The organism is Prochlorococcus sp. MIT 1304 (genome assembly GCF_047305015.1).
GTDB lineage: Bacteria > Cyanobacteriota > Cyanobacteriia > PCC-6307 > Cyanobiaceae > Prochlorococcus_A > Prochlorococcus_A marinus_E.
In genome coordinates this window covers 937,993-960,428 of sequence record NZ_CP138974.1, presented here as the reverse complement: position 1 = coordinate 960,428, position 22,436 = coordinate 937,993, and the positions used below count along the sequence as shown (strand labels likewise).

At 31.8% G+C, this 22,436-nt stretch carries 24 protein-coding genes; 11 read left to right on the top strand and 13 right to left on the bottom strand.

Going from position 1 to position 22,436, the window contains the following annotated elements:
- Position 1: 1 nt before the first annotated feature.
- Complete coding sequence (locus tag SIB45_RS05380; protein WP_041484744.1) at positions 2-184, bottom strand: hypothetical protein; 183 nt, start codon at positions 182-184, stop codon at positions 2-4.
- Positions 185-224: 40 nt separating this feature from the next.
- Here SIB45_RS05380 and SIB45_RS05375 point away from each other — a divergent pair, with 40 nt between their 5' ends.
- The 3 genes from SIB45_RS05375 (at position 225) to SIB45_RS05365 (ending at position 2,784) form a co-directional block, all read left to right on the top strand.
- The gene (locus tag SIB45_RS05375; RefSeq protein WP_011862520.1) at positions 225-755 is read left to right on the top strand and encodes a DUF2854 domain-containing protein; all 531 of its coding nucleotides are present in this window, start codon (positions 225-227) and stop codon (positions 753-755) included.
- A 64-nt stretch (positions 756-819) separates the two neighbouring features.
- Positions 820-1,671, top strand: coding sequence for an acetylglutamate kinase (argB, locus tag SIB45_RS05370; protein ID WP_011862519.1), 852 nt, complete (start codon positions 820-822; stop codon positions 1,669-1,671).
- Between the two features lie 3 nt (positions 1,672-1,674).
- Complete coding sequence (locus SIB45_RS05365; RefSeq protein WP_011862518.1) at positions 1,675-2,784, top strand: DUF3153 domain-containing protein; 1,110 nt, start codon at positions 1,675-1,677, stop codon at positions 2,782-2,784.
- On the opposite strand, the gene priA is transcribed toward SIB45_RS05365, so the two are convergent.
- Positions 2,785-5,061: a primosomal protein N' gene (gene priA / locus SIB45_RS05360; RefSeq protein WP_011862517.1), complete on the bottom strand. Its 2,277-nt coding sequence runs from the start codon at positions 5,059-5,061 to the stop codon at positions 2,785-2,787.
- Positions 5,062-5,384: 323 nt separating this feature from the next.
- Between priA and rpoD the strand changes: the two genes are divergently transcribed.
- Positions 5,385-6,569, top strand: a complete 1,185-nt coding sequence (gene rpoD / locus SIB45_RS05355; protein WP_011862516.1) for an RNA polymerase sigma factor RpoD — start codon at positions 5,385-5,387, stop codon at positions 6,567-6,569.
- 97 nt (positions 6,570-6,666) lie between these two features.
- Positions 6,667-7,617 carry a hydroxymethylbilane synthase gene (gene hemC / locus SIB45_RS05350; RefSeq protein ID WP_011862515.1) on the top strand — a complete coding sequence of 317 codons (951 nt, stop codon included), beginning with the start codon at positions 6,667-6,669 and terminating at the stop codon, positions 7,615-7,617.
- A 6-nt stretch (positions 7,618-7,623) separates the two neighbouring features.
- Here hemC and SIB45_RS05345 read toward each other — a convergent pair whose 3' ends face one another.
- Positions 7,624-8,211, bottom strand: coding sequence for an inorganic diphosphatase (locus SIB45_RS05345; protein WP_011862514.1), 588 nt, complete (start codon positions 8,209-8,211; stop codon positions 7,624-7,626).
- A gap of 63 nt (positions 8,212-8,274) precedes the next feature.
- Positions 8,275-9,780 carry a carboxypeptidase M32 gene (locus tag SIB45_RS05340; protein ID WP_011862513.1) on the bottom strand — a complete coding sequence of 502 codons (1,506 nt, stop codon included), beginning with the start codon at positions 9,778-9,780 and terminating at the stop codon, positions 8,275-8,277.
- A 108-nt stretch (positions 9,781-9,888) separates the two neighbouring features.
- Here SIB45_RS05340 and SIB45_RS05335 point away from each other — a divergent pair, with 108 nt between their 5' ends.
- From SIB45_RS05335 to SIB45_RS05320, 4 genes are read left to right on the top strand one after another with little or no spacing between them, the layout of a single operon-like run.
- Positions 9,889-10,344 carry a secondary thiamine-phosphate synthase enzyme YjbQ gene (locus SIB45_RS05335; protein ID WP_011862512.1) on the top strand — a complete coding sequence of 152 codons (456 nt, stop codon included), beginning with the start codon at positions 9,889-9,891 and terminating at the stop codon, positions 10,342-10,344.
- A gap of 36 nt (positions 10,345-10,380) precedes the next feature.
- Entirely contained in the window at positions 10,381-10,671 is a 291-nt protein-coding gene (locus SIB45_RS05330) for a 4a-hydroxytetrahydrobiopterin dehydratase (protein WP_011818001.1), read from the top strand.
- Between the two features lie 30 nt (positions 10,672-10,701).
- A complete protein-coding gene (locus tag SIB45_RS05325; protein ID WP_011862511.1) occupies positions 10,702-11,790 on the top strand; it encodes a CobW family GTP-binding protein in 1,089 nt (362 codons plus the stop codon).
- 26 nt (positions 11,791-11,816) lie between these two features.
- Positions 11,817-13,352, top strand: a complete 1,536-nt coding sequence (locus SIB45_RS05320; protein ID WP_041484665.1) for an ABC transporter permease — start codon at positions 11,817-11,819, stop codon at positions 13,350-13,352.
- On the opposite strand, the gene SIB45_RS05315 is transcribed toward SIB45_RS05320, so the two are convergent.
- Genes SIB45_RS05315 through SIB45_RS05300 form a run of 4 tightly spaced genes read right to left on the bottom strand, consistent with a single transcriptional unit; the run spans position 13,349 to position 16,511 of the window.
- Complete coding sequence (locus SIB45_RS05315; RefSeq protein ID WP_041484664.1) at positions 13,349-14,305, bottom strand: hypothetical protein; 957 nt, start codon at positions 14,303-14,305, stop codon at positions 13,349-13,351. The genes SIB45_RS05320 and SIB45_RS05315 overlap by 4 nt on opposite strands.
- Positions 14,302-15,534, bottom strand: a complete 1,233-nt coding sequence (larC, locus tag SIB45_RS05310; protein ID WP_011862508.1) for a nickel pincer cofactor biosynthesis protein LarC — start codon at positions 15,532-15,534, stop codon at positions 14,302-14,304. The genes SIB45_RS05315 and larC overlap by 4 nt, the downstream gene beginning before the upstream one ends.
- Before the next feature lie 52 nt (positions 15,535-15,586).
- Complete coding sequence (locus tag SIB45_RS05305) at positions 15,587-16,186, bottom strand: hypothetical protein (protein ID WP_011862507.1); 600 nt, start codon at positions 16,184-16,186, stop codon at positions 15,587-15,589.
- Between the two features lie 40 nt (positions 16,187-16,226).
- The gene (locus SIB45_RS05300) at positions 16,227-16,511 is read right to left on the bottom strand and encodes a hypothetical protein (protein ID WP_011862506.1); all 285 of its coding nucleotides are present in this window, start codon (positions 16,509-16,511) and stop codon (positions 16,227-16,229) included.
- Positions 16,512-16,582: 71 nt separating this feature from the next.
- Between SIB45_RS05300 and xth the strand changes: the two genes are divergently transcribed.
- Positions 16,583-17,428, top strand: a complete 846-nt coding sequence (gene xth, locus SIB45_RS05295; RefSeq protein ID WP_011862505.1) for an exodeoxyribonuclease III — start codon at positions 16,583-16,585, stop codon at positions 17,426-17,428.
- Between the two features lie 229 nt (positions 17,429-17,657).
- The gene (gene hemL / locus SIB45_RS05290; RefSeq protein ID WP_011862504.1) at positions 17,658-18,959 is read left to right on the top strand and encodes a glutamate-1-semialdehyde 2,1-aminomutase; all 1,302 of its coding nucleotides are present in this window, start codon (positions 17,658-17,660) and stop codon (positions 18,957-18,959) included.
- Between the two features lie 75 nt (positions 18,960-19,034).
- On the opposite strand, the gene SIB45_RS05285 is transcribed toward hemL, so the two are convergent.
- From SIB45_RS05285 to SIB45_RS05265, 5 genes are all read right to left on the bottom strand, one after another.
- A complete protein-coding gene (locus SIB45_RS05285; protein ID WP_011817992.1) occupies positions 19,035-19,838 on the bottom strand; it encodes a prohibitin family protein in 804 nt (267 codons plus the stop codon).
- A gap of 110 nt (positions 19,839-19,948) precedes the next feature.
- Positions 19,949-20,158 (bottom strand): hypothetical protein, encoded by a 210-nt coding sequence (locus SIB45_RS05280; RefSeq protein ID WP_011862502.1) that lies wholly within the window; start codon positions 20,156-20,158, stop codon positions 19,949-19,951.
- Between the two features lie 27 nt (positions 20,159-20,185).
- Positions 20,186-20,683: a YajQ family cyclic di-GMP-binding protein gene (locus SIB45_RS05275; protein WP_011862501.1), complete on the bottom strand. Its 498-nt coding sequence runs from the start codon at positions 20,681-20,683 to the stop codon at positions 20,186-20,188.
- 66 nt (positions 20,684-20,749) lie between these two features.
- A complete protein-coding gene (locus SIB45_RS05270; RefSeq protein ID WP_011862500.1) occupies positions 20,750-21,262 on the bottom strand; it encodes a hypothetical protein in 513 nt (170 codons plus the stop codon).
- 25 nt (positions 21,263-21,287) lie between these two features.
- Entirely contained in the window at positions 21,288-22,397 is a 1,110-nt protein-coding gene (locus SIB45_RS05265) for a phosphotransacetylase family protein (RefSeq protein ID WP_011862499.1), read from the bottom strand.
- Positions 22,398-22,436 lie beyond the last annotated feature (39 nt).

Below are 22,436 nucleotides of genomic sequence, written 5' to 3'. Positions count from 1 at the left end.
ATCAAACATCAACATTATTTTCTTGAACACTTATAATAAATTTGCTTAATTTTCTTTCAAGCGCGGCAAGTTCCTTTCTAATTTCTGGCCATTGACCCTTATCAAGATTTTCTAATAGCCACGCTCTATCTTGATCAAGTTTAAAAATTAAATCTTCTTGATTTGCAGTGTTAGGATCTTGCATAATACTTGTTAGACCATACAAACTCATTTTACTAATTCAAATGAAGAAATACCTATCGCCTGGAAACTTAATCGTAACAGTTGGGGGTATATTAGCTTTTGTTGGCATGACTGCTTATTTTACAGACTCAGTAAATTTAAGTGTACCTACTTTCTTTTATGGAGTACCTATTTTTCTAATTGGATTAGGTTTAAAGACTTCCGAAATACCTCCTGTGGAGTTGTTTGACAAGACAAATTTTGCGACAAATAAATTTAATAGACCAACAGAACTAACAGCACTAGTTAAAGATGTTACAAGATGGAGATATGGGATAAAAGCTCATCTTGAATCGTCATTAGAGTCGTTAAATTTGTGGGACGAGGATAATCCCCCTCAACTTAAAGAAATAGAAGAAATTACAAAAGAAGAAAAAAATGGTCTCAGAATGCGTTTCGAATTAAATGCTGTCCCTCTAGAAAAATGGATTGAAAAACAAGAAAGACTAAACAGGTTTTTCGTCAAAGGTCTTGAATCAGAATTTATTATCGACGATAATAAAAAAGAATTTGATTTTATTCTCTTTTATTGAATATAGGGATATATTTGTAAAAACCTAACTTCTCAATTCAATCAAGTTTTAATGATTTTTAATAATGAATGATTCTCAAAGAGTATCAATATTAAGTGAAGCACTTCCATATATACAAAGTTTCTCAGGCAGAAAAATTGTTATCAAGTATGGCGGTTCTGTTATGGAGGATGATGATTTAAAAAATGCTTTTTTTAGAGATATAGCACTTTTATCAACTGTGGGGGTTTGTCCGATAGTAATTCATGGAGGTGGACCCGAGATTAATAATTGGTTAAAGAAATTAGAAATATCTCCTAAATTTGAAAATGGATTAAGAATTACTGATCAAAAAACAATGGAAATTGTCGAGATGGTTCTAATGGGTAGAGTTAACAAACAAATTGTAAAAGGCATTAATAAAACTGGATCCTTAGCAGTGGGAATATCAGGTCTTGATGGCAACTTAATTCAATCAAGAGAACTAGGAGATGGGAGCCATGGGTTAGTGGGTGAGGTCACAAAAATCAATCCTGAAATATTAGATCCTCTTATTTCTAAAGGATATATCCCTATTATTTCAAGTATTGGATCAACAGTGGAGGGGATTTCACATAACATTAATGCAGATTTTGTTGCTGGAGAAATTGCTGCTGCAATAAGTGCGGAAAAACTTATTCTTCTTACTGATACTCAAGGGATTTTAAAAGAAAAAGATAATAAAAATAGTCTTGTCGAAAAAACGAATCTCAAAGAGGCAAGAGATTTAATTGATAAAAAAATTGTGACTGAAGGTATGATTCCAAAGACAGAATGCTGCATTAGGGCTTTAGCTCAAGGAGTCAAAGCTGCTCACATCATTGATGGAAGAGTACAACATTCGTTACTTCTTGAAATTTTTACAAATACCGGAATAGGGACAATGATAGTCGCTTAAACTATGAAAACTTATGAGCAAGTTTTAGAAACAGTAGAACTTGCTTTAGCAAAAGGTGAGTATCATTATTGTATTGAATTTCTTTTACCTTTAATCGAATCATTTCCTTTGTCAAGTAAAGAGGGAGTGAATTTAAGAACAATCTTAATTACTGCTCTTTGTGGTATCAATAAAAAGGAGGAAGCTAAAAAACTTTGTAAAGAACTTCTAAAATCTTACGATAATAAGACGAGAGAAAATGCAAAATATTTGATGGAAGTTATAGACTCTCCTGACATTAAAAAGCCAGAGAATTGGAACGTTCAGTTTGAAAGCAACCCATCACTTAATAAAAAATCTCTTAACTCACTACGCAAAAAAAAAGAAGTATTCAAGAAAAAGAAATTTATTAATGTAACTGAGACTCCTACTGGTGAAACAAAACCCTTTCAAAAAGGTTTTTCACTGATCATTGTTTTAATACTATTATTATTGATTCCCCTTTTAAGTGGCTGCGTTAAAGTTGAGGATACCCTTGATCTTAGCGAACTTGATTCAATAACCAATAATTTAGTGATAGAAAGTAAATACATAAAGAAATTTCCTTGGCAATTAAAATTTGAAGAGAAGATGAAAGATATTTTCCCTGACGCAGAAATTAAACAAGACGAATCAGCCTTTTCTTTGAAACATAAAAATCTCAATCTAGAAGATACAAAGCAAGTACTTAAAATCACCCAAAACACAGCTGGAGAGTTAGCAGGAGGATCAACAAATATAGATATTAATACTAATCAAAAAAACTTCATATTTTTTAAAAAATACTTTTACAGGTTAGATTTGGATCTAACTTCTATCCAAGGTGTTGAAAATTTAGAACTCATTTTCAAAATTGTTCACCCTAATAAAGTTACCCTTACTAATAAAAATAATTTAAATTTAGAAATCACCAAAAATCTAATAATTTGGAATTTAAATCAAGGGCAGATAAATAGTCTTGAATTTTCTTTCTGGAACATGAACAAACTTTTGATTGGGATATCTACTATTTTAATGATTACAGTATTAGCTTATTTATTAAGATTCTATAGATTTAAATTAGGTACAGATTTGCCTCAACTTCCATCAAAGTAATTACAACTCTGCTGGATTAACATCAATTGTTAAAAAAACATTTTTTGGAATAAGTTTCCATAATATTGATCTATCAGGCAAAGGTATCTTTGTTCCTTCCGGACCATGTATTAATATCTGCCATCTAAATTTTTTACCGACTTTAGCAATTAAACTAGGAGCGGGACCAATTAATTTCCAGTTCTTTTTCTCACAAAAATTGAGTAGGTATTTCGCTAATTTTATTGCAATTGATTCAGTTAATTCATAATTATCACCTGATAATTTAAGAAGGCAAATCGTGCAAAATGGAAATAAATTGGCTTCCTTTCTCAATCTCGAGTTTTCAATTAAGAATCTTTCATAATCTCTTTTCTGAAGATACGAAATCACCGGGTGGTTAGGTTTATATGTTTGAAAAATTACTTTTCCTTTTTTTTCAGCCCTGCCTGCCCTTCCAGCTACTTGCAAAAACAATTGTAATGATTTTTCTTCTGCCGAAATATCTGGGCGGTGAAGCAATCCATCTGCTGCGATAACTACTGAAAGAGTAATATTGGGAATGTCAATACCTTTTGCCAACATCTGAGTTCCTACAAGAATATCAGCATCGCCTTTAGAAAACTTTGAAAGAATATCTCTATGTCCATCCTTTCCTGAGGTTGTATCTCTATCAAAGCGAAGTACTCTTAAGTCAGGAAATTCTTCATTTAAAAACTCTATTACCCTTTGTGTCCCAATTCCAAAAGGTTTAAAAGCAGTTGAATGACAATCTGGGCAACGATTGATCAATCTCGATTTATGATCACACCAATGACAGCGTAACCATTTTTTTCCTTGTGATCCGAGATGAACTGATAAAGGAACGTCACAGTTGGGACAATTTATTAAATATCCGCAATTTCTACAACTTAAAAATCCACTATGCCCCCTCCTAGGGATCAAAATTATTGCTTGCTCTTTTTTTAACCGTAATTGAGGAAGCAATTGTAATAATTCATTGGAAAATATTTTTATATTTCCCTTCTTGAACTCATCCCGCATATCAATAATTTTTATTTCAGGAGTCTTATTACTGGATATCCTCTCAATCATTCTTACCAATTTAAAATCCCTTCCAAAAATACACTTTTTCCAAGTCTTCATTGATGGGGTTGCACTCCCAAAAATTAACTTTGCAGAATTCCTTTTTACTTTTTCAATAGCAATTTCTCTCGCGTCATAACAAGGCATAGGACTATCTTGTTTATAAGAAACATCATGTTCTTCATCCATTATTATTAAACCTAGATTTTTGATTGGAAGAAATACTGCCGACCTTGTTCCTATTACTATTAATGGTTCATTAGCATTAATAATTTTCTTCCAAACTAAAGTTCTATGATTGGGAGAACAATTACTATGATATTCGTAAACGACATTATTAAATCGCCGACTAAACCTATCAATAAGTTGAGGAATTAGTCCAATTTCGGGGGCTAATAACAAACAACTTTTTTTCTTAAGAAATTGATCTTCAGTAATTCTCATATAAACTTCTGTTTTACCTGAACCTGTTTCGCCCCATAGAAGTAATACATCTCCTGGTTCCATTGTTAGAAATTCTTGAAATGCAATTTTTTGCTCATTTGTAAGATTTGGTTTTTTAGTTGCAATATGATCATTTAAAAAGGAATTTAATTTACTATTTATATTTTTTTTTCTTTTAGATTTAACAAGATAGTTTTTACTGACCATTGAATTAATTAGCGTGTAATTAAAACCAGACTTTATTAGTTCACTTTGCCAATTACCTTTTTCAGACAAAGTATTCATTAAAAAAAATTCTTTTTTGGTTAATCCATTTTTCTTAATATCAAATTCTTTTTTAGTTTCAATCCATATTTGATCTTTTAAACCTTTAGAAAAATTCTTATATTTACCAATCCAACCAGGAGGAAATGCAGTTTTAAACATTTTTAAATTACTAACCATATAAAAAGAAGCTAGGGAATCTATCCATTCTCTCCAAGATTCATCAATTATTTTTTTATGCAAAATACTTTCAACAAACAAATATTTTATACTTTTACCTCCGGTAATATTTGCTTCATCATTATTGATTGTCGAAAAGCCTTTTTTCGAAATCACCAACCCATTCAATAATCTCCCTCTTAGTCTCACGCTTACAATATCTCCAACTTCTGCGCCAAGATTATTTCCATCTAAATAGTAAAAGTTTTCATTACTACTACCTATATCAAGCAAAATTTCCAATTTGTAGGAGATATTTAATAATTGATTACTTGCCGGCTTCAAAACTTTTTCTTAGTATTGGATTGTTGAACATTCCACAAAGTGTTTTTTGCACATTGTAAGTATCCTGCTCTTAAGGGAGACATGAAGCTTTGATCATTGACTGAAAATTCAAAAAATGGTCTGCCTGTCTGAGAAATCCCAAGACTTTTTACTTTAGGTAATCTATAGCACTATTTAAATTTTTCAACAATTTAGAAAACTTTTCTTATTCTCATTTTGTGAAAATGTTTTTTAAAAACTAAGGGGAACTTTACTACTAAATGTTCAAATTAGCCCTAAATAAAATTTTATCTAGTTAAATTCACCGTAGAAAGGAGTCTATTATGTGTCCAGTCGCAGCAGAATCAAAGAATTCCAAGCCCAGTTCCAAAAAAAAGATCAATAAAAAAATTAATACAAATTTAGAAACCGTAGTTGAAGAAGATAGTAATAAAAATAGCCAACCCTTAAAAACATCTGCTGAGTTAAACGAAAGCAGTATTGAAAATAACAATAATGAATTTAGTGATTCTGAAGAAGAAGATAAAGGGCTCGGGAATATAAAACTTGGGCCAAAAGGTATCTATACTGAAGATTCAATAAGAGTTTATCTCCAAGAAATCGGAAGAATTAGACTTTTAAGACCAGATGAAGAAATTGAGCTTGCAAGAAAAATTGCTGACTTACTCCAATTAGAAGAGCTAGCAACTCAATATGAGTCAGAAAAAGGGCATTTCCCATCTGTAAGAGAATGGGCCGAGTTAATAGATATGCCTCTTCCCAAATTTAGAAGAAGACTGCTCCTAGGGCGGAGAGCAAAAGAAAAAATGGTTCAATCAAATTTAAGATTAGTTGTTTCAATTGCTAAAAAATATATGAACAGAGGTTTATCATTTCAAGATTTAATCCAAGAAGGAAGTTTGGGTCTAATTAGAGCAGCGGAAAAATTCGACCATGAAAAAGGTTATAAGTTCTCTACATATGCAACTTGGTGGATTCGCCAAGCTATTACAAGAGCAATTGCGGATCAAAGTAGAACTATTAGATTGCCAGTTCACTTATACGAGACAATATCCAGAATTAAAAAAACCACAAAAGTTCTTAGTCAAGAATTTGGCAGGAAACCTAGTGAAGAAGAAATCGCTGAGAGTATGGAAATGACAATCGAAAAATTAAGATTTATAGCTAAAAGTGCGCAACTTCCTATTTCTTTAGAAACTCCAATAGGGAAAGAAGAAGACTCAAGACTAGGAGACTTTATAGAGGCTGATATAGAAAATCCAGAGCAAGATGTATCTAAAACTTTACTAAGAGAAGATTTGGAAGGAGTATTAGCCACTCTTAGTCCAAGAGAAAGAGATGTTCTCAGATTGAGATATGGAATTGATGATGGAAGAATGAAAACTCTTGAAGAAATTGGCCAAATTTTTGATGTGACGAGAGAAAGAATTAGACAAATAGAGGCAAAAGCCCTAAGAAAACTTAGACATCCAAATCGAAATGGGGTTTTAAAAGAATATATAAAATAAAAAAAGTTAAGTATATTATTCAGCTTTTAAAACTGGCAAAGTAATAGCTTAAAATACAGTCGACTTAATTTTTTATTCAAACTCAAAACAATATTTAATGACTAATTTTAAGCTAAAAATAGCTAGTAGAAGAAGTAAGCTAGCAATGGTTCAAACTTTATGGGTTAAAGATCAACTAGAAAGGAATATTCCCAATTTAGAGGTATCTATAGAAGCTATGGCAACTCAAGGTGACAAAATCCTTGATGTAGCCCTAGCAAAAATAGGCGACAAAGGCTTATTTACAAAAGAACTTGAAGCACAAATGCTCGTGGGCCATGCTGATATAGCAGTACATTCTCTGAAAGATTTACCAACCAATTTGCCCAATGGCCTTAAATTAGGATGCATTACAAAAAGGGAGGATCCTGCAGATGCTTTAGTAGTAAACAAAAAAAATGACTGTTATAAATTAGAAACCTTACCTGAAGGTTCGATTGTTGGAACAAGCTCTCTAAGAAGACTTGCACAATTAAGAAATAAGTACCCACATCTTATTTTCAAAGACATCAGGGGTAATGTTATTACAAGAATTGAAAAATTAGATGCAGGAGAATTTGATTGTATAATTCTCGCGGCCGCTGGCTTAAAGAGATTAGGCTTTGAATCAAGAATTCACCAGATTATCCCAAGCGAAATTTCCCTTCATGCCGTTGGCCAAGGAGCACTAGGCATTGAATGTAAATCTGATGATAAAAAAGTTTTAGAAATTATAAATATTTTAGAAGATAAACCCACCAGTCAAAGATGTCTAGCAGAAAGGGCTTTTTTAAGAGAGCTTGAAGGTGGATGCCAAGTCCCAATAGGTGTGAATAGTAATATTCAGAATGAAAAACTTTGCCTTACTGGTATGGTTGCATCTCTGGATGGAGAAAGGCTTATTAAAGATCAACATATTGGCAATATTAATGATCCCGAAGAAATAGGAAAAGAACTAGCTAAAAAATTAAAGCAGCAAGGTGCCGAAGAAATACTAAGCGAAATATTTGAAAAATTTAGAGAAAAATAAAATTAGTTAATTTACTAATTTAGGATCAATTTCTTTTTTGTATCTCTCTTCACAATCTTTAATCACTTTAACAGCTTCTTCTATCCCAAAAAAACCATTGACAGTACATGTTCCTGGTTTTTTTAAATCTTTGTAGTGCTCCCAATAATACTTCGTTTCTTTTAACCAATGATCTCCAAGGTCTTCATAACTTGAGATATGATCCATTCTTTTATCATCTGCGAGAACCGCTATTACCTTATCATCGACCTCTCCACCGTCATCAAATTTCATCACCCCAATAATCCTTGCTTCCACAATAGATCCCGGTATCAAAGGCTCAGTTACTCCAACAATTTCTACATCAAGTGGATCTCCATCTTCATCCCATGTCCTTGGAATACATCCATAAGCGAAAGGATACGCAAGTGATGAATAACCTACCCTATCAAGTTTAAGATGGCCCGTTTCTGTAATTAATTCATATTTATTTATGGTATTGGAGTTCAATTCAACAATAGAGTTTATTATTGTATTTGAGCTATCAGTGAAAGCATTTAGTATGTGCAATAAATTTGGGGTAACCCTGCTTGGGGGCTGATTTAGATTTGCCATCAAGAAATTATTTTTGTTTATCTTACATCCTCACACCTAACCAAATTCTTTAAAAGTAATGTTTCAGCAAAAATCATTTATTTTAGACCTTAAATGATTAATAAAATAGTTTGGCGATAGTTCTTCATTAGTTACAGCTCTTACCAACTCCATACAATTAACAGATCTGCCATATTTATGTATATTATTTTTTAACCAAAAGATGATCTTTTGATATTCACCATTTTCAATTAAGTTGTCAATCAAACCTATTTCTCTTTCCATTTGAGAAGATATTTGCGCACTTATAACATGTCCTAACAAATATGAGGGGAAATATCCAAACGCCCCTTCACTCCAATGAACATCTTGAAGACAACCTTCTGAATCATTAGATGGTTTAATTCCTAGGAGTTCACCATATCTTTTATTCCATTCTGTTGGAATATCTTCAGCAGGTAACCCTCTTTCAATTAAATCTATTTCAAGTTCGGTTCTTATTAATATGTGTAAGCCATAAGTCAATTCATCCGCTTCCACCCTATTTAATCCTGCTTCCAAATGATTAATAGATTTCCATAGTTCTAAATAATTATTAAGAGAACATCCAGCCGAAACAAATTTTTTAAAAAATCTTTTTGAAAAAGATTTGGATTTAACTATTCTATTTTCCCAAAATAAAGATTGACTTTCATGAATACCCATAGATGTTGCTTGACCTAAAGGCCAAGCAAACCATTGATGACTTTGTGATGGCAAACCCTGCTCATAAATAGAATGCCCCCACTCATGCGCGGTTGCTAAAAAACTTGATAATGGTTCACCTTCAACAATTCTTGTAGTGATCCTAAAATCATTTGGCCCTAATGTAATCGAAAAAGGATGGGGAGATTGTCCAACAACTACGAGATCTCTATCTCTTCCAAACTCGTCAAGTAATTTAGAACATAATTTTTTTTGAGATTCTGGACTTAAATCCCATTGATTTTTTTGGGACTTGTTAAGTCCTCTAATCAAGCCTGGGATGGTTTCTTTCAAAGGTTGAAAAATTTTGTTCAACCATTTCAAATTTAATTCAGGCTCAAAGGGTTGGGCTAATGTCTCCCAAGGTGAACATTTAATAGATATTTGCTTTGCCTCTTCAATCCGCAATTTAACTAATTCTTCAAAGAAAGGAAGAAAAATTTTAAAATCTGATTTTTCCTTAGCTTCTTGCCAGCTTTCATATCCTTTAGATTTTGCCTTTGCTAAAGACTCAACTAATTTAGGATCTAAATTTCTTTCTCTATTAAATTCCTTCAATAAAAGACTAATATTTCTTTCTTTATCTTTTATGAAAAGTTGATTATCGGAATTTCTTTCAATATCTGCTAGTTCATTTTTTGCAGATTGTATCAGATTAGAAAATTCCTCGGAAGAATTTCTTTCATGCAATACTTTTGCAATATAAGTAAGTTGTTCAGACCTCCAATAAGCCCCTTTTTTTGGCATTCCAGTATTCTGATCCCAATAAAGTGTATTTTGGATTGAACCTAATATTTGTGTTTCTTTAAGGTAAGCACCCAGCTTTTTCCAATGAGTTTCAGCCAAAGATTTAAATGGAAATTAAATTTATCTTAAGATAAAAATTTTAATGTCTGCAGTAAAACATGTATCTTTATCCATAATAGGATATTGATTAATTAAGTTTTAACTTATATGGAACAAATATTTTCAAAATTAAAATTCATAACCCATGGAGAGGGTTTTATTGATATCACGCATGATTTAAATTTATGTGTTGAAAAAAATAATTTTCATTCAGGAATTTTAAATCTTACTTCACTTCATACAAGTTGCAGTTTAACTATTAATGAGAACGCAGATCCAAATGTACTGAAGGACCTAAAAAAGTATATGCAATCGATAGTTCCCTATGATTCCTACTTAACCTTATCAAAAAATAGAGAAGAAATATCCTATAAACATTATCAAGAAGGGGCTGACGATATGCCAGCACATATTAAAACATCCCTAACTAACACTTGTTTATCTTTGAGTTTTCAAGACGGCAAAATTATGCTTGGCACATGGCAAGCAGTTTATTTATGGGAACATCGATTTGATCAAAAGGAAAGAATCATAAATGTACATATAATTGGTGAGAAAAAGTAAGATATTTATAATGTAATAAGTCAGATTTCTTATTTAATGGAACCCTACATTTTGCAAGATGAAGAATTGAACGAATTAGTTGTCAAAATACCTGGCTGGGAAATTAAATCTAAACAAATCCAAAGAGAATTTAACTTCGCTAATTTCATTGAAGCCTTTGCTTTTATGACTAAGGTTGCCTTAATCTGTGAAAAATATAATCATCATCCTAACTGGGAGAATGTTTATGCAAAAGTAATAATTAAATTAAATACACATGATCTAGGAGGTATTACGAATCTGGATCAAACATTAGCTTCGGAAATCAACAAAATTTTCGATCAATAAAAATATAAACTTGTTTTCAAACTATTCAAAATGTCTAAAAATTTATTGCCAGTTACTATTATTAGTGGATTTTTGGGTTCTGGCAAAACTACACTTCTGAATCATATTTTAAAAAATCAAGTTGGTATTAAAACAGCTGTTTTAGTCAACGAATTTGGAGAGATCGGAATAGATAATGACTTAATAATAGAAGGCTCAGAAGATATGATCGAATTAAATAATGGATGTATATGTTGCTCTATCAATGGCGAATTATTAAATACCGTATCCAAAGTTTTAGAAAGAGCTGAAAAATTAGACTATTTGATTGTTGAAACAACTGGATTAGCAGATCCATTGCCAGTAGCTATGACTTTTGCGGCTGGTGATCTTAGAGAAAAAGTAAGATTAGATTCGATAATCACTGTCATTGATGGAGAAAATTTTGATTTTGAAATTAATAATTCAAGTGTCGCCTATTCTCAGATTTTATACGGAGATATCCTTCTTCTAAATAAATGTGATTTAGTCAATGAAGAAAAATTAAAGAAAATCGAAAAATTTATAAATAAAATAAAAAAAGAACCAAGGATATTGAGATCAACCAATAGTGAAGTTGGATTACAAACAATAATGAGTGTAGGTCTATTTGAAACAGATAATTTTCAATCCGATAAGGATAAAGAAGATGTAAAAGAAAACTCACACGACCAATCTTCTCATTCTCACGATCACTCTTCTCATTCTCACGATCACTCTTCTCATTCTCACGATCACTCTTCTCATTCTCACGATCACTCTTCTCATTCTCACGATCACTCTTCTCATTCTCACGATTTGATTAATAGTATAGAGGGGTTTACATCAGTTTCTTATGAAACATATGAACCATTTTCCTTAAGGAAGTTTCAATATTTTTTAGATAATCAAATCTCACAAAATGTATTTAGGGCAAAAGGAATATTATGGTTTATAGAAAGTGAAAGAAAACATATTTTTCACCTATCTGGAAAAAGATTTTCTCTAGATGATGAAGAATGGACAAAAGAAAAATCTAATAAGATAGTATTAATTGGAAGAAACTTAGATCATCAAACTATTAAGAATCAACTTTCATCGTGTAGATTTAGCTCAGATTAAATTTTCGTATTAGGATTTATTAATTTTTGAAAGTACTTATTAAAGGATTTAAAAAAGCATTAACTGAATTAAAACTATTTTATTTTACTTCGTTTTTTGTTGCACTCTTAGTAATCATTCCAATCTCGAATTTTCTTCTTGAAGGATTTTTAAATGTTATAAGTGGGAATTTTTCATTGGGTATTGCTGGAGGAGAAGAGGTATTAGAAACTTTAAAAGTTTTGGTACTCACAAGTTTTTTTGGAGGAGGATTAGGCACTTTAAATGGATGGTTGCTTTCAAATTGCGATTTTAAGTTCAGAAAAGTTCTCCGTATTTGTCAGCTAATTCCTTTAGCTGCCCCAGCCTACCTAATAACAGCTGTTTTACAGGATTTAGGAAGTATCTTTGGGTATCAAGTAACAGGTTTATGGTGGGGGGTATTAATACTTTCAATTTCTACTTATCCATATGTATTTATTCTTGCCAACGAAAGTTTTAATAAATTTGGAGTAAATCAAATCAATGCTAGTAGAGGATTGGGAGTTGGGCCCTGGAGAAGCTTCTTTAAAATCGCTTTTCCAATGGCGTTACCAGCGCTCATAACAGGAATTAGTTTAATGTGTATGGAAGTAATGAATGAGTTAGGTACATTTGCATTACTAAACATTCCAAGTATTTCAACAGGTATAGCTGAAAATTGGATAATTGATGGAAATCCAAAAAGTGCTATTGGACTATCTTTGGTAGCCTTATTTATAATTTTTACATTAATTATTTTTGAAAAATTCTCTAGAAGAAAATCAAAGAGGTGGAGTGAGAATCCTGCATCAAGAGATTCTCAAGGGTGGGAATTAAAAAAAACTAGAGCTCTTTTAGCAATAACCTTATCTTTATTTCCTCCAATTTTCTCTTTTGGAATTCCATGTTTTTGGGTTCTGCTCAATATAGATCAAATTCAAAAAGGGTTGTCTATAGAATTGCTTACCCTATCATTCAGGACCATAAGTCTAGGATTTTTTACTGCATTAATAACGATGCTATTCTCCTTAATGATTTCACTAGCCAGACGTCCAAATAAAAGCTTTTTACTAGGACTAATAACAAATCTTGCAGGGATAGGTTACGCAATCCCAGGAACTGTATTAGCTTTATCTTTAATAAGCATTTCTTCTTCAAAATTTAATTTCATTGCTATTTGCTTATTAGTTTGGGGTTATCTTGTCAGATTTCTAACTATTTCAAAGGGTTCAATTGATTCAAGTCTTGAGAGAATCTCCCCTAGTCTAGATGAAGCAGCACTTGGATTAGGAGAGGATTGGCTGGGAGTTATCAAAAGAATTCATCTACCACTTCTCCAGGGACCAATTTTTGTAGGCTCACTTTTAGTTTTTGTAGACACTATAAAAGAATTACCCATAACCTTTATTTTAAGGCCATTCGATTTTGATACATTATCTGTGAGAATATATCAATATGCTGGAGATGAAAGAATGGTAGAGGCAATATTACCAGCCATTTTTATAATGACTTTAGGCCTTATTGCATCAATTATATTGGTACCAAGTTTAGAAAAAAACTAAATTTTTTTGGAGAGTTTTCTTATTAAAAAAGGCAAGCTTAACAACAAATCCGCAGAGGTTGATATAACTCTAAAATAAATTAAGCTAATGAGAATTATATTTTGTGGAATACTTTTACCAACCAAAAAAAGGAGACAAGCCTCAAAAACTCCAACTCCTCCTGGAGCTGTTGGGACTACCAAGCCTAAAGACCATGACAAAGAAAAAATTACTAACAAAAATATACTGTTCAGATTATTAGTTGTATAAAAAGTATTTAAGCAAATATAAAAACCAACAAATTTAGATAAAACAAAACCAATTTCAAGTAATAAAGCTCTAGTAGGGAAAAAAGAAATTATATTTATTCTCTTTGCATAAAAGTTCTTTGAATTTGGAAGTCTCAGAACCTCAAATACTTTTCCCTTAAGAAACCCTATTCTTTTTAAAATAAGATAAATTAATTTCCTATTTAAGAATACTAAAGGAAAAATTAAAAAAAAATAAAGTGGTGAAAAAATCAATCCAAGCGATGCCAAGAGAAAAGATCCACTCAACATAAAATAAGGTTCTATGAGCGTCGAATATAAAGCAATCTGTGGATTACTTATTTTTTTTATAAAATTAAATCTTTCAACAAAATGCCAAATCCCTCCTGGAACATATTTAAGAATATTGGTTAAAACATAAAAAGAGATAAGGTTATTACTTTTAAATTCTTTCCCGAACCATTTAACAATATATTTCCATGCATAAGCGTTCAAGTAAATACTTAAAACACAAAATAAAAATGATAAGAAAAGATTAATTCCATTTCTTTCTAAATTGATACCAAACGAAATTTGATCCATATTATCAAAAAAATAGATGCAAAAATATAACAAGCTTGAAATAAAGAAAATACTCTTTAAATTTCCAAAATTAATTTTTTTAATGAATTTCAATTGTAGTTGCTTACTTATATTGAATCTCATTTCCAATTTTCAAATGCTCTAAATTTTTTACTTGATTCTTTTATTATTTTTCTTATTTCGTAAGTTGATATTTTATGTTCTAAATTTAATCTTAAGACCTCATCATTTTCTGGTTTCATAATAATTGATCCGTCTGGTTTCAAAGTTTGTTTTACTTTTATATTTCCAAAAATCGTTGAACATTCTCCTCTTCGTCTAAGTAATATCCATCTATATTGTGTCCTTTCACGAACCCCAATAGTATTGGAATAATCAAACCATAATCGCCTAAAAAATTCTTTTTTCTCTATGGGCAAGATTGCTTGAATAGAAAATCCAATTCTATTTTTTTTCATATTAATAGCTTGGTAAGAAACGTCATAAGCTCCCTCGTTTCTAAGTTTCTCGACAAAATTAGATATATCTTCGGGCGTTTGGTCATCAATCCATGCTTCTTGAATAATTATCTCTTCACGCTTTGGACTAATTTGTTCATTATCGTTAAAAGAAGCATTATTAAATGAGGTAATTTTATAAACTCTTACCAAATTAGGGAATGGAAATTTTAGGTTCCCAATACCTACTCCGTAAGAGTTAATAGAATACCTTGAAGGAGGTTCTGGGTAGTCGACTAGATTAACAAGTAAAGCGATGCCAGTTGGTGTTGAGAGTTCGCCCTCTATTGAGTTACAGTGTGATAAGACCTTGATATTTTTTTGTCTTACTAGCTCTATTACAGCAGGAGCTGGTACAGATAATTTACCATGTTCAGTCTGAACAAAGCCTTTCCCCAAAATTGGTTCATTACAATAGACCTTCTTGGGATTTAAGTAATTCAATGCAGCACATACTCCAATGACATCCACCAATGAGTCTATAGCTCCAATTTCATGAAAATGGACATCATCAGATTTAATGCCATGAACTTTTCCTTCGGCAATTGCTAAAGATTCAAATACTCCATAAATTATTTTTTTTAAATTTTCTTCCAAGTGGCCATTTAATATAAGTTCCTTAATACTCTTCCAAGTTCTTTTGATAGGACTACAATCAATACTCTCAACCTTTGTTTTTATGCCTCGGATTGAACAACTTTTTGATTCCTTAAAGTCTATTTGATATAAATCCTTTAATCCAAGATCAATAAGTGGTTGTTCAATAACTTCTTTAGGCACCCCTAAATCATAAAAAGCTCCTAACAACATATCTCCAGATATACCAGGAGAACATTCAATAAAAACATCTTCCATAAATTAAAGATTTCTTGACTGGTAAAATTATGCTGAATAATAAACTTTCATTCTAGTTTTTTTCAGAAAGATTTTTTTCAATCACTTCGTAATTTATTAAATTCAAAGAATTCCCATCTCTGTTGATATCTAGACTTACAAAGCTATGAAGAAGTTCAAGAGAAAGTTCTCCTTTAATGACTAATTTAAAATTTTTGTTTTTTAATTTTTTTAACTTTAGAACTGGGCTGATCTTAATAACAATTTCTTTCTTTTGAGTGTTGACAAAAACTAATTCTCCTCGAACAGAAAAATAATTATCTTTTAGATCTAATTCTTCTAGTAATTTAGAGAAGTTAGTTTTTGAAGAATCATTTGGGAAGTCATTCAATTGATAGGGATCCCAGATACCTGCAACCTGTAAATGTAAGTTTTGAGTATTTTTATTCTTTGGATAAACAATCCAATAATAGCTTTTCTTTAAATCAATATGCTTTTTTAAAAGTGATAATGCTTTACCTAGTACTACTGTTTCAATTTTTTCGCCTTTATTGTCAATCAAAAAGCCTCTATTTAGTTGCTCACTAACATGAGGTGTAAATTTACCATTAATAATACCGATTGCTCTGTGCTGTAATTGGTTAGTAACTTTTGGTATAGGGTTTTTTAACATATTAAAATTTTGAAAATAATAATTTATCGTATTAGAATTTTTATTCTTCCTCCAAACTATTGAAAGACTTTAACGCATCGTCAATAGCATCAGAAGGATTAGTCGCATCATTCATACTATTTTGTCTTCGAATCATTTCTACGATTTCAAAAGGATTGGTTGGAAGACCTAAACTATCCTCATCGGTTTTAGTTGAGTTTTCAATTTCTAATTTTCCAAATAAATCTTCTGCATTTAGGTAATCACCCTTTAAGGAAGTTAACAAAATAAAAGATATTACGAAAGTTATTGGTATTTGCAGGCTTTTGCATACATTATTTTTCATTTTATTTAATTTCAAAATTCTTTAATGTCAAAATTTTCTGCTAACTTAATTTTACATAATTTGGTAGAAATTTGTTAATAGCAACTTGGAATGTTAACTCAATAAGAACCAGACTTTCACAAATCATTGATTGGATTAATCAAGTAAATCCAGATATTCTATGTTTGCAAGAAACAAAAGTGATGGATGATAATTTCCCGGTTGAACCTTTTGAAAAATTAGGTTATTCATTAGAGATCTACGGACAAAAATCATACAACGGTGTGGCTATTATTTCAAAAATAAAGCCAGAAAATGTCAAAAAAGGATTCAACGGTTGTACAGAGTCTAATCAAAATTCCGAAATTTTCCTAGATCAAAAAAGATTAATTTCTGCTGATATTAATGGGATAAAAATAATAAATGTCTATGTTCCAAACGGCTCCTCTCTAGATTCTAGTAAGTTCGCCTACAAAATTAATTGGTTAAATTGTTTATCTTCATTTTTGGATGAACAAGAAAAAAAAGGAGAATTAATTTGTCTAATGGGTGATTTTAATGTTGCTCCATCTAACTTGGATATTCATGATCCAAAGAAATATGAAGGAGGAATTATGGCATCTGAGATAGAGAGAAATGCACTAAAAAATGTATTGAAAAAAAGATTAATAGATTCTTTCAGAATTTTTGAACAAAATACAGGCCATTGGAGTTGGTGGGATTACCGTAATAACGGATTTGAATTAAATAAGGGTTGGAGAATAGACCATATATATATCAGCAAAGAACTGACATCAAAACTTAAAAGTTGTGTCATAGACTGCTCACCAAGAGGTAATTTACGCCCAAGCGATCATGCCCCTGTAATGATAGAACTTAACTTAAACGGTATAAATGAAGATTTTTTTGAGGATGAGGATAATTTTTTCGAAATATAAAAAAATAAATTTAATCTCTTCTTAAATGCATGGAAACGCTTATTAATAAAGAGTTATCTAAAATAGAATATGTTTTTATAGAGTTTTCTTTTGAAATTAATAATTTACAATCCAAACTATCGCAATAAAAATATCATAATGTAGAATTTCAATCTGATTGACAAAATTTTTACTTATTTCTAATTTAGAACATGACAAGATTTTTCTCAAAACATCATTTAGCTAAATCGTGACTGACATATTAAATTACACCAAATCAGAAGAAATTTTTTCTGCTGCCCAAGAACTAATGCCTGGAGGAGTAAGCTCTCCAGTAAGAGCCTTTAAGTCTGTAGGAGGCCAGCCAATTGTTTTTGATAGAGTCAAAGGTCCCTTCGCTTGGGATATTGATGGAAATAGATATATTGACTATATAGGTAGTTGGGGACCGGCTATATGTGGACATGCCCACCCTGAAGTTATAACAGCATTACATGAAGCAATTGAGAAAGGTACTAGCTTTGGTGCTCCATGCGTTCTAGAGAACAAACTTGCTGAAATGGTCATTGATGCAGTACCTTCCGTAGAAATGGTTAGATTTGTTAATAGTGGAACTGAAGCATGCATGGCAGTTTTGAGACTTATGCGAGCATTTACTGGAAGAGATAAAGTTATTAAATTTGATGGTTGCTATCACGGTCATGCAGATATGTTTTTGGTGAAGGCAGGATCAGGTGTAGCCACTCTAGGTTTACCAGATTCTCCAGGTGTTCCAAGGACGACAACTGCTAACACACTTACTGCTCCCTACAATGACCTTGAAGCAGTAAAAAAATTATTTTCTGAAAATCCTGATGCCATTTCGGGGGTTATCCTTGAGCCTATCGTTGGTAATGCTGGATTTATTACTCCGGAACCTGGATTCTTGGAAGGATTAAGAGAATTAACAACTGAGAATGGGTCCTTATTAGTTTTTGACGAAGTAATGACTGGATTCAGAATAAGTTATGGAGGCGCACAAGAAAAGTTTGGTGTAACTCCTGATTTAACCACCCTCGGGAAAGTAATTGGTGGAGGCCTACCTGTTGGTGCATACGGAGGTAAAAAAGAAATAATGTCAATGGTGGCTCCTGCAGGACCGGTTTACCAAGCAGGTACTTTGAGCGGTAATCCACTCGCAATGACTGCTGGGATAAAAACTCTTGAATTACTCAAACAAGAAGGTACATACGACAAACTTGATTCATTAACTTCTAGATTAATTGAAGGAATAATTCAATCTGCAGAAAATAACGGTATAGCTATTAATGGTGGAAGTGTAAGTGCTATGTTTGGTTTTTTCTTATGTGATGGGCCAGTTAGAAACTTTAATGAAGCTAAAACAAATGATGCCGAACTTTTTGGTAAGTTGCACAGAGAAATGCTCCGAAGAGGAATTTACTTAGCTCCAAGTCCTTTCGAAGCCGGCTTCACATCATTAGCTCACAGCGAAGAAGAAATTGATAAAACTATCGAGGCTTTTGACGAATCTTTCAATGAGATAAAAAAATAGTCATTTACTCATACTCATTAAAGAAAGAAAAATAAATAAATGATTAAAACTTATACAAAGATTATTTTTAAGTAATTATCTCCTACCACCAACTATTACTGGAGGACTACCTCCCTCTGAACCTGGTAGGCCAGGAACAACTTGTGTACTACCATCCCATTTGTCGAGAAATAATTTAAAAAGGACCTGATCGTCGAGACTTCTATTTAATGTTTCATATCTAAGAGCTTCTTGTTCAGCGATTTCAACTTCAGTCTTTGCTCTTAGTAATTGCTGACCAGCTATTTGCTTTTGTTCAATCGCAGCTCTATATTCTTCAGCAATCTCTAATCCAGTAAGATCTAAACTCTTAACATCTACATAATCGAATGAATTTAATTCTTGTGCAACGGTGTCGCCAACTTTTTCAGAAATTACTGCGAATTCAGTAGCAATTGTTTCCAGCTCATATTGAGAAAAGACTGATTTTAGAGCTTTTAGCAAAGATGGCTGAACAATTTTCTGATAAACATCGCTATTTCTGCTTGCAATTGTTGCGAAGATCCTTCCTGCCTCATTAGGTTTTACTGAATACTTAACAGTAGCCGTAGCTCTAATAACTTGAAGATCTTTGGTTAGCGTTTCAAATTTTTCTGGTTGAACTTGAGTTTTTATATCAAATGGATATACAGACTGAATAAATGGAAGTTTAAAGTTTAAACCAGCTCTCCTAGAGGGGCCACTTACTTTCCCTAGTGTTGTAACAACTGCAACTTGTCCAGAAGGTACAACAAATAATGATTGGGTGAGCAAAAGAAAGCCAGTAAAAGAGAGTACAATCAGTAGTGTTGCTGTCCCACCAGGACCTGTTGGTGTAACATTTTTAAAGGATGTTGACATTAAATTTTATTCTTTTAATCAATCATATTTAAATAGACTAATTAGTGCATTAGTAAGACATTTAATTAAAATATTTTTTTAATAATTGTAAGTTTAAATATAGATTTTAATTAATGGATATTTGATTTAAATTCTTGCAAAAGTTCCAAATAAAGATCTTCATCTATCTCCCTGATATCATATTCGGAGGGTAATACACCATGCTTATGCTCATGGACCGCCATCCAACAAAATTTCTCTATTTCTTCTTTTGAAAAACGAGGGTACTCTTTTACATTCTTAATCAATGAGTTAATGAGAGAATCTGAATAATCTGCCATATTTTTAAAATATCCTTACTAAAGATCTTATCTAAAGTTATTAGCTTTTAGAGGAATATTCAAAGACTCCTCTAACTCACTAACAATCTTAATTGCCAATTGAAGATCATTTTTGCTCTTACTAGCAACTCTGAGTGTTTCTCCATTGATGCTGACATTAATTTTTTTAATTTGATCTCTAATATTTTTACTGATTTTTTTTGCAATTTCTTGTTTAATTCCTTGTTTTAATAAAATTGTCTGTTTAATTTTATTACCACTCACTATTTCAATATCCCCATAGTCAAATATTTTTAAGGATAAGTTTCTTTTTATTGCCTTTTGTCTAATTATGTCATTGACAGCATTTAACGTTAGCTCACTATTAGTGATTATAAAAATATTTTCCTTATCTAAATCAACCAAAGTGTCTGTGTCCTTCAGATCATAACGCTGAGAAATTTCCCTTTTAACTTGATCCAAAGTATTGACTAATTCTTGCCTATCAAAATCAGAAACTACATCAAATGAAAAACTTTCTGCCATAGTAAATTTTTAAATGCTAAATATTATTAGCATAAATCATCTTTTTATAAGGGGAAATTGGTTAATTTAATCAAAAAATAACAAACTAACCACTTTGCCCATTTCTTCCGCGCATCTACAACTATTTAGCAAAGTTTCACTATCGTGGAAGGCAAAGCATATTAATTGATCACACCTAGAAATAATTTCTTGATTACAAAGACTACTTGCTAGTGGCAGAGGTAATTCATCATTTTCACTTTTTTCAACCAAATGCATAACCCTCTCAAGTTGATCCTTTATTTCAGGTATTTGTCTATCAAGACTTTGGGGTAATAAAACAGTTAATAATGATGGATTAATATCTAAGACAGCTCGAATAACAGCTGCATTAACACCTTGAGATCCAGAAGTTAGGATATTATGACCTTCTTCTGCTAAGGACCTTGCTATCAACTCAATTAAGTGAATATCGACAACCGGTACGTGCCTACTACCCAAAAAAGCAATTTTCCTTTTCCCATTATCTTGGAGTTTTGCAAGTTCTTGAGCTAAGGTATCAACTCCTTCAGTTGCTGGTAGATCTAAAGAGCGACTCAAAATAATAAAGTTCCTATATTTGAAATTAGCATTTATCTGAAAAATTGCAGGGAAAATCTATCTTTTCGAGAATTCTTTTTAGATTTACATTCTCTTGAACTAATTGAATAGCATAAGAAGCTTTAATTGATTCATGTATTCTGACATGACCAAAAGCTTGTTCAATAATTTCTACTGTGGAAAGAGTATCTAATTCCACTTTTAAAATTGGCACCTCTAATTCCTCCGCTCTATGAATTAATTGTGACAAAGGATCTCCTAAACCAGTTAAAATAAGGCATTGAGTCGAAGCCTCCAAAGCAGCAAGTTGGATATCAGTTCTATCAGCTCCAGTAACTACAGCCATATTACGTCTTCTCCTGAAAAATTCCATTGCAGAATTTACCCCCATTGCACCAATACTTAATGTTTCAACAAGCAATTGATCTTTTTCGGGGCAACAAATTACTTGGGCATCTAGTCTTCTTACAAGCTCACCTACAGTGACACTTCTAAGAAGTGGTGATTTAGGCATCACTCCAAACACTTCAATATCCAGATCTTTAAGAGAGGGTATTATTTCATTTTTTACTTTTTCGAGTTCTTGCGTCAAAACTCCATTTAATACAACTCCAGCCAATTTTTCACCTAATTGTTTTTTCGCATCAAGTAATGCATCCACACTTTTACAATCTTCCCATAAATTCACAATTAGAACTTTCGCATCTAAATCCCTAGCTAGTTGCGGGAGACTTAAGCCATAAATCATACCCTCATGAAGACTTCCTGCTGCCTCTAAAATATTAAGACCTTCAAAATCATCATTGACCAATCCTTCAATCTGATCAAAACCTTTTCCTGGGAGTAAGTCTTTATTGAAGATTCTTTTTTCAGCTGAGATATTATCCAATAACCCTACTGAAGAAATTAAATTCTCCTCTTCGATATTTAAAGTTGATCCAATAAACTTCACATCATCATCTATTAATCCTTCATAAGACATTGAGGGAAGATTTGTAAGTTCAATACACGTTGCTAAAGGTTTTCCAATGCGTACTTTTTTTTTCTTCTGTAAAAGTTTTTTTGCTATCCCAAGAACCATTGCAGACTTACCACTAAATGGCTCACATGAGCCAATTAATAATATATCGCTCATAATTTAGTAAATTATTTATTAATAGGTTTAAGATAATAT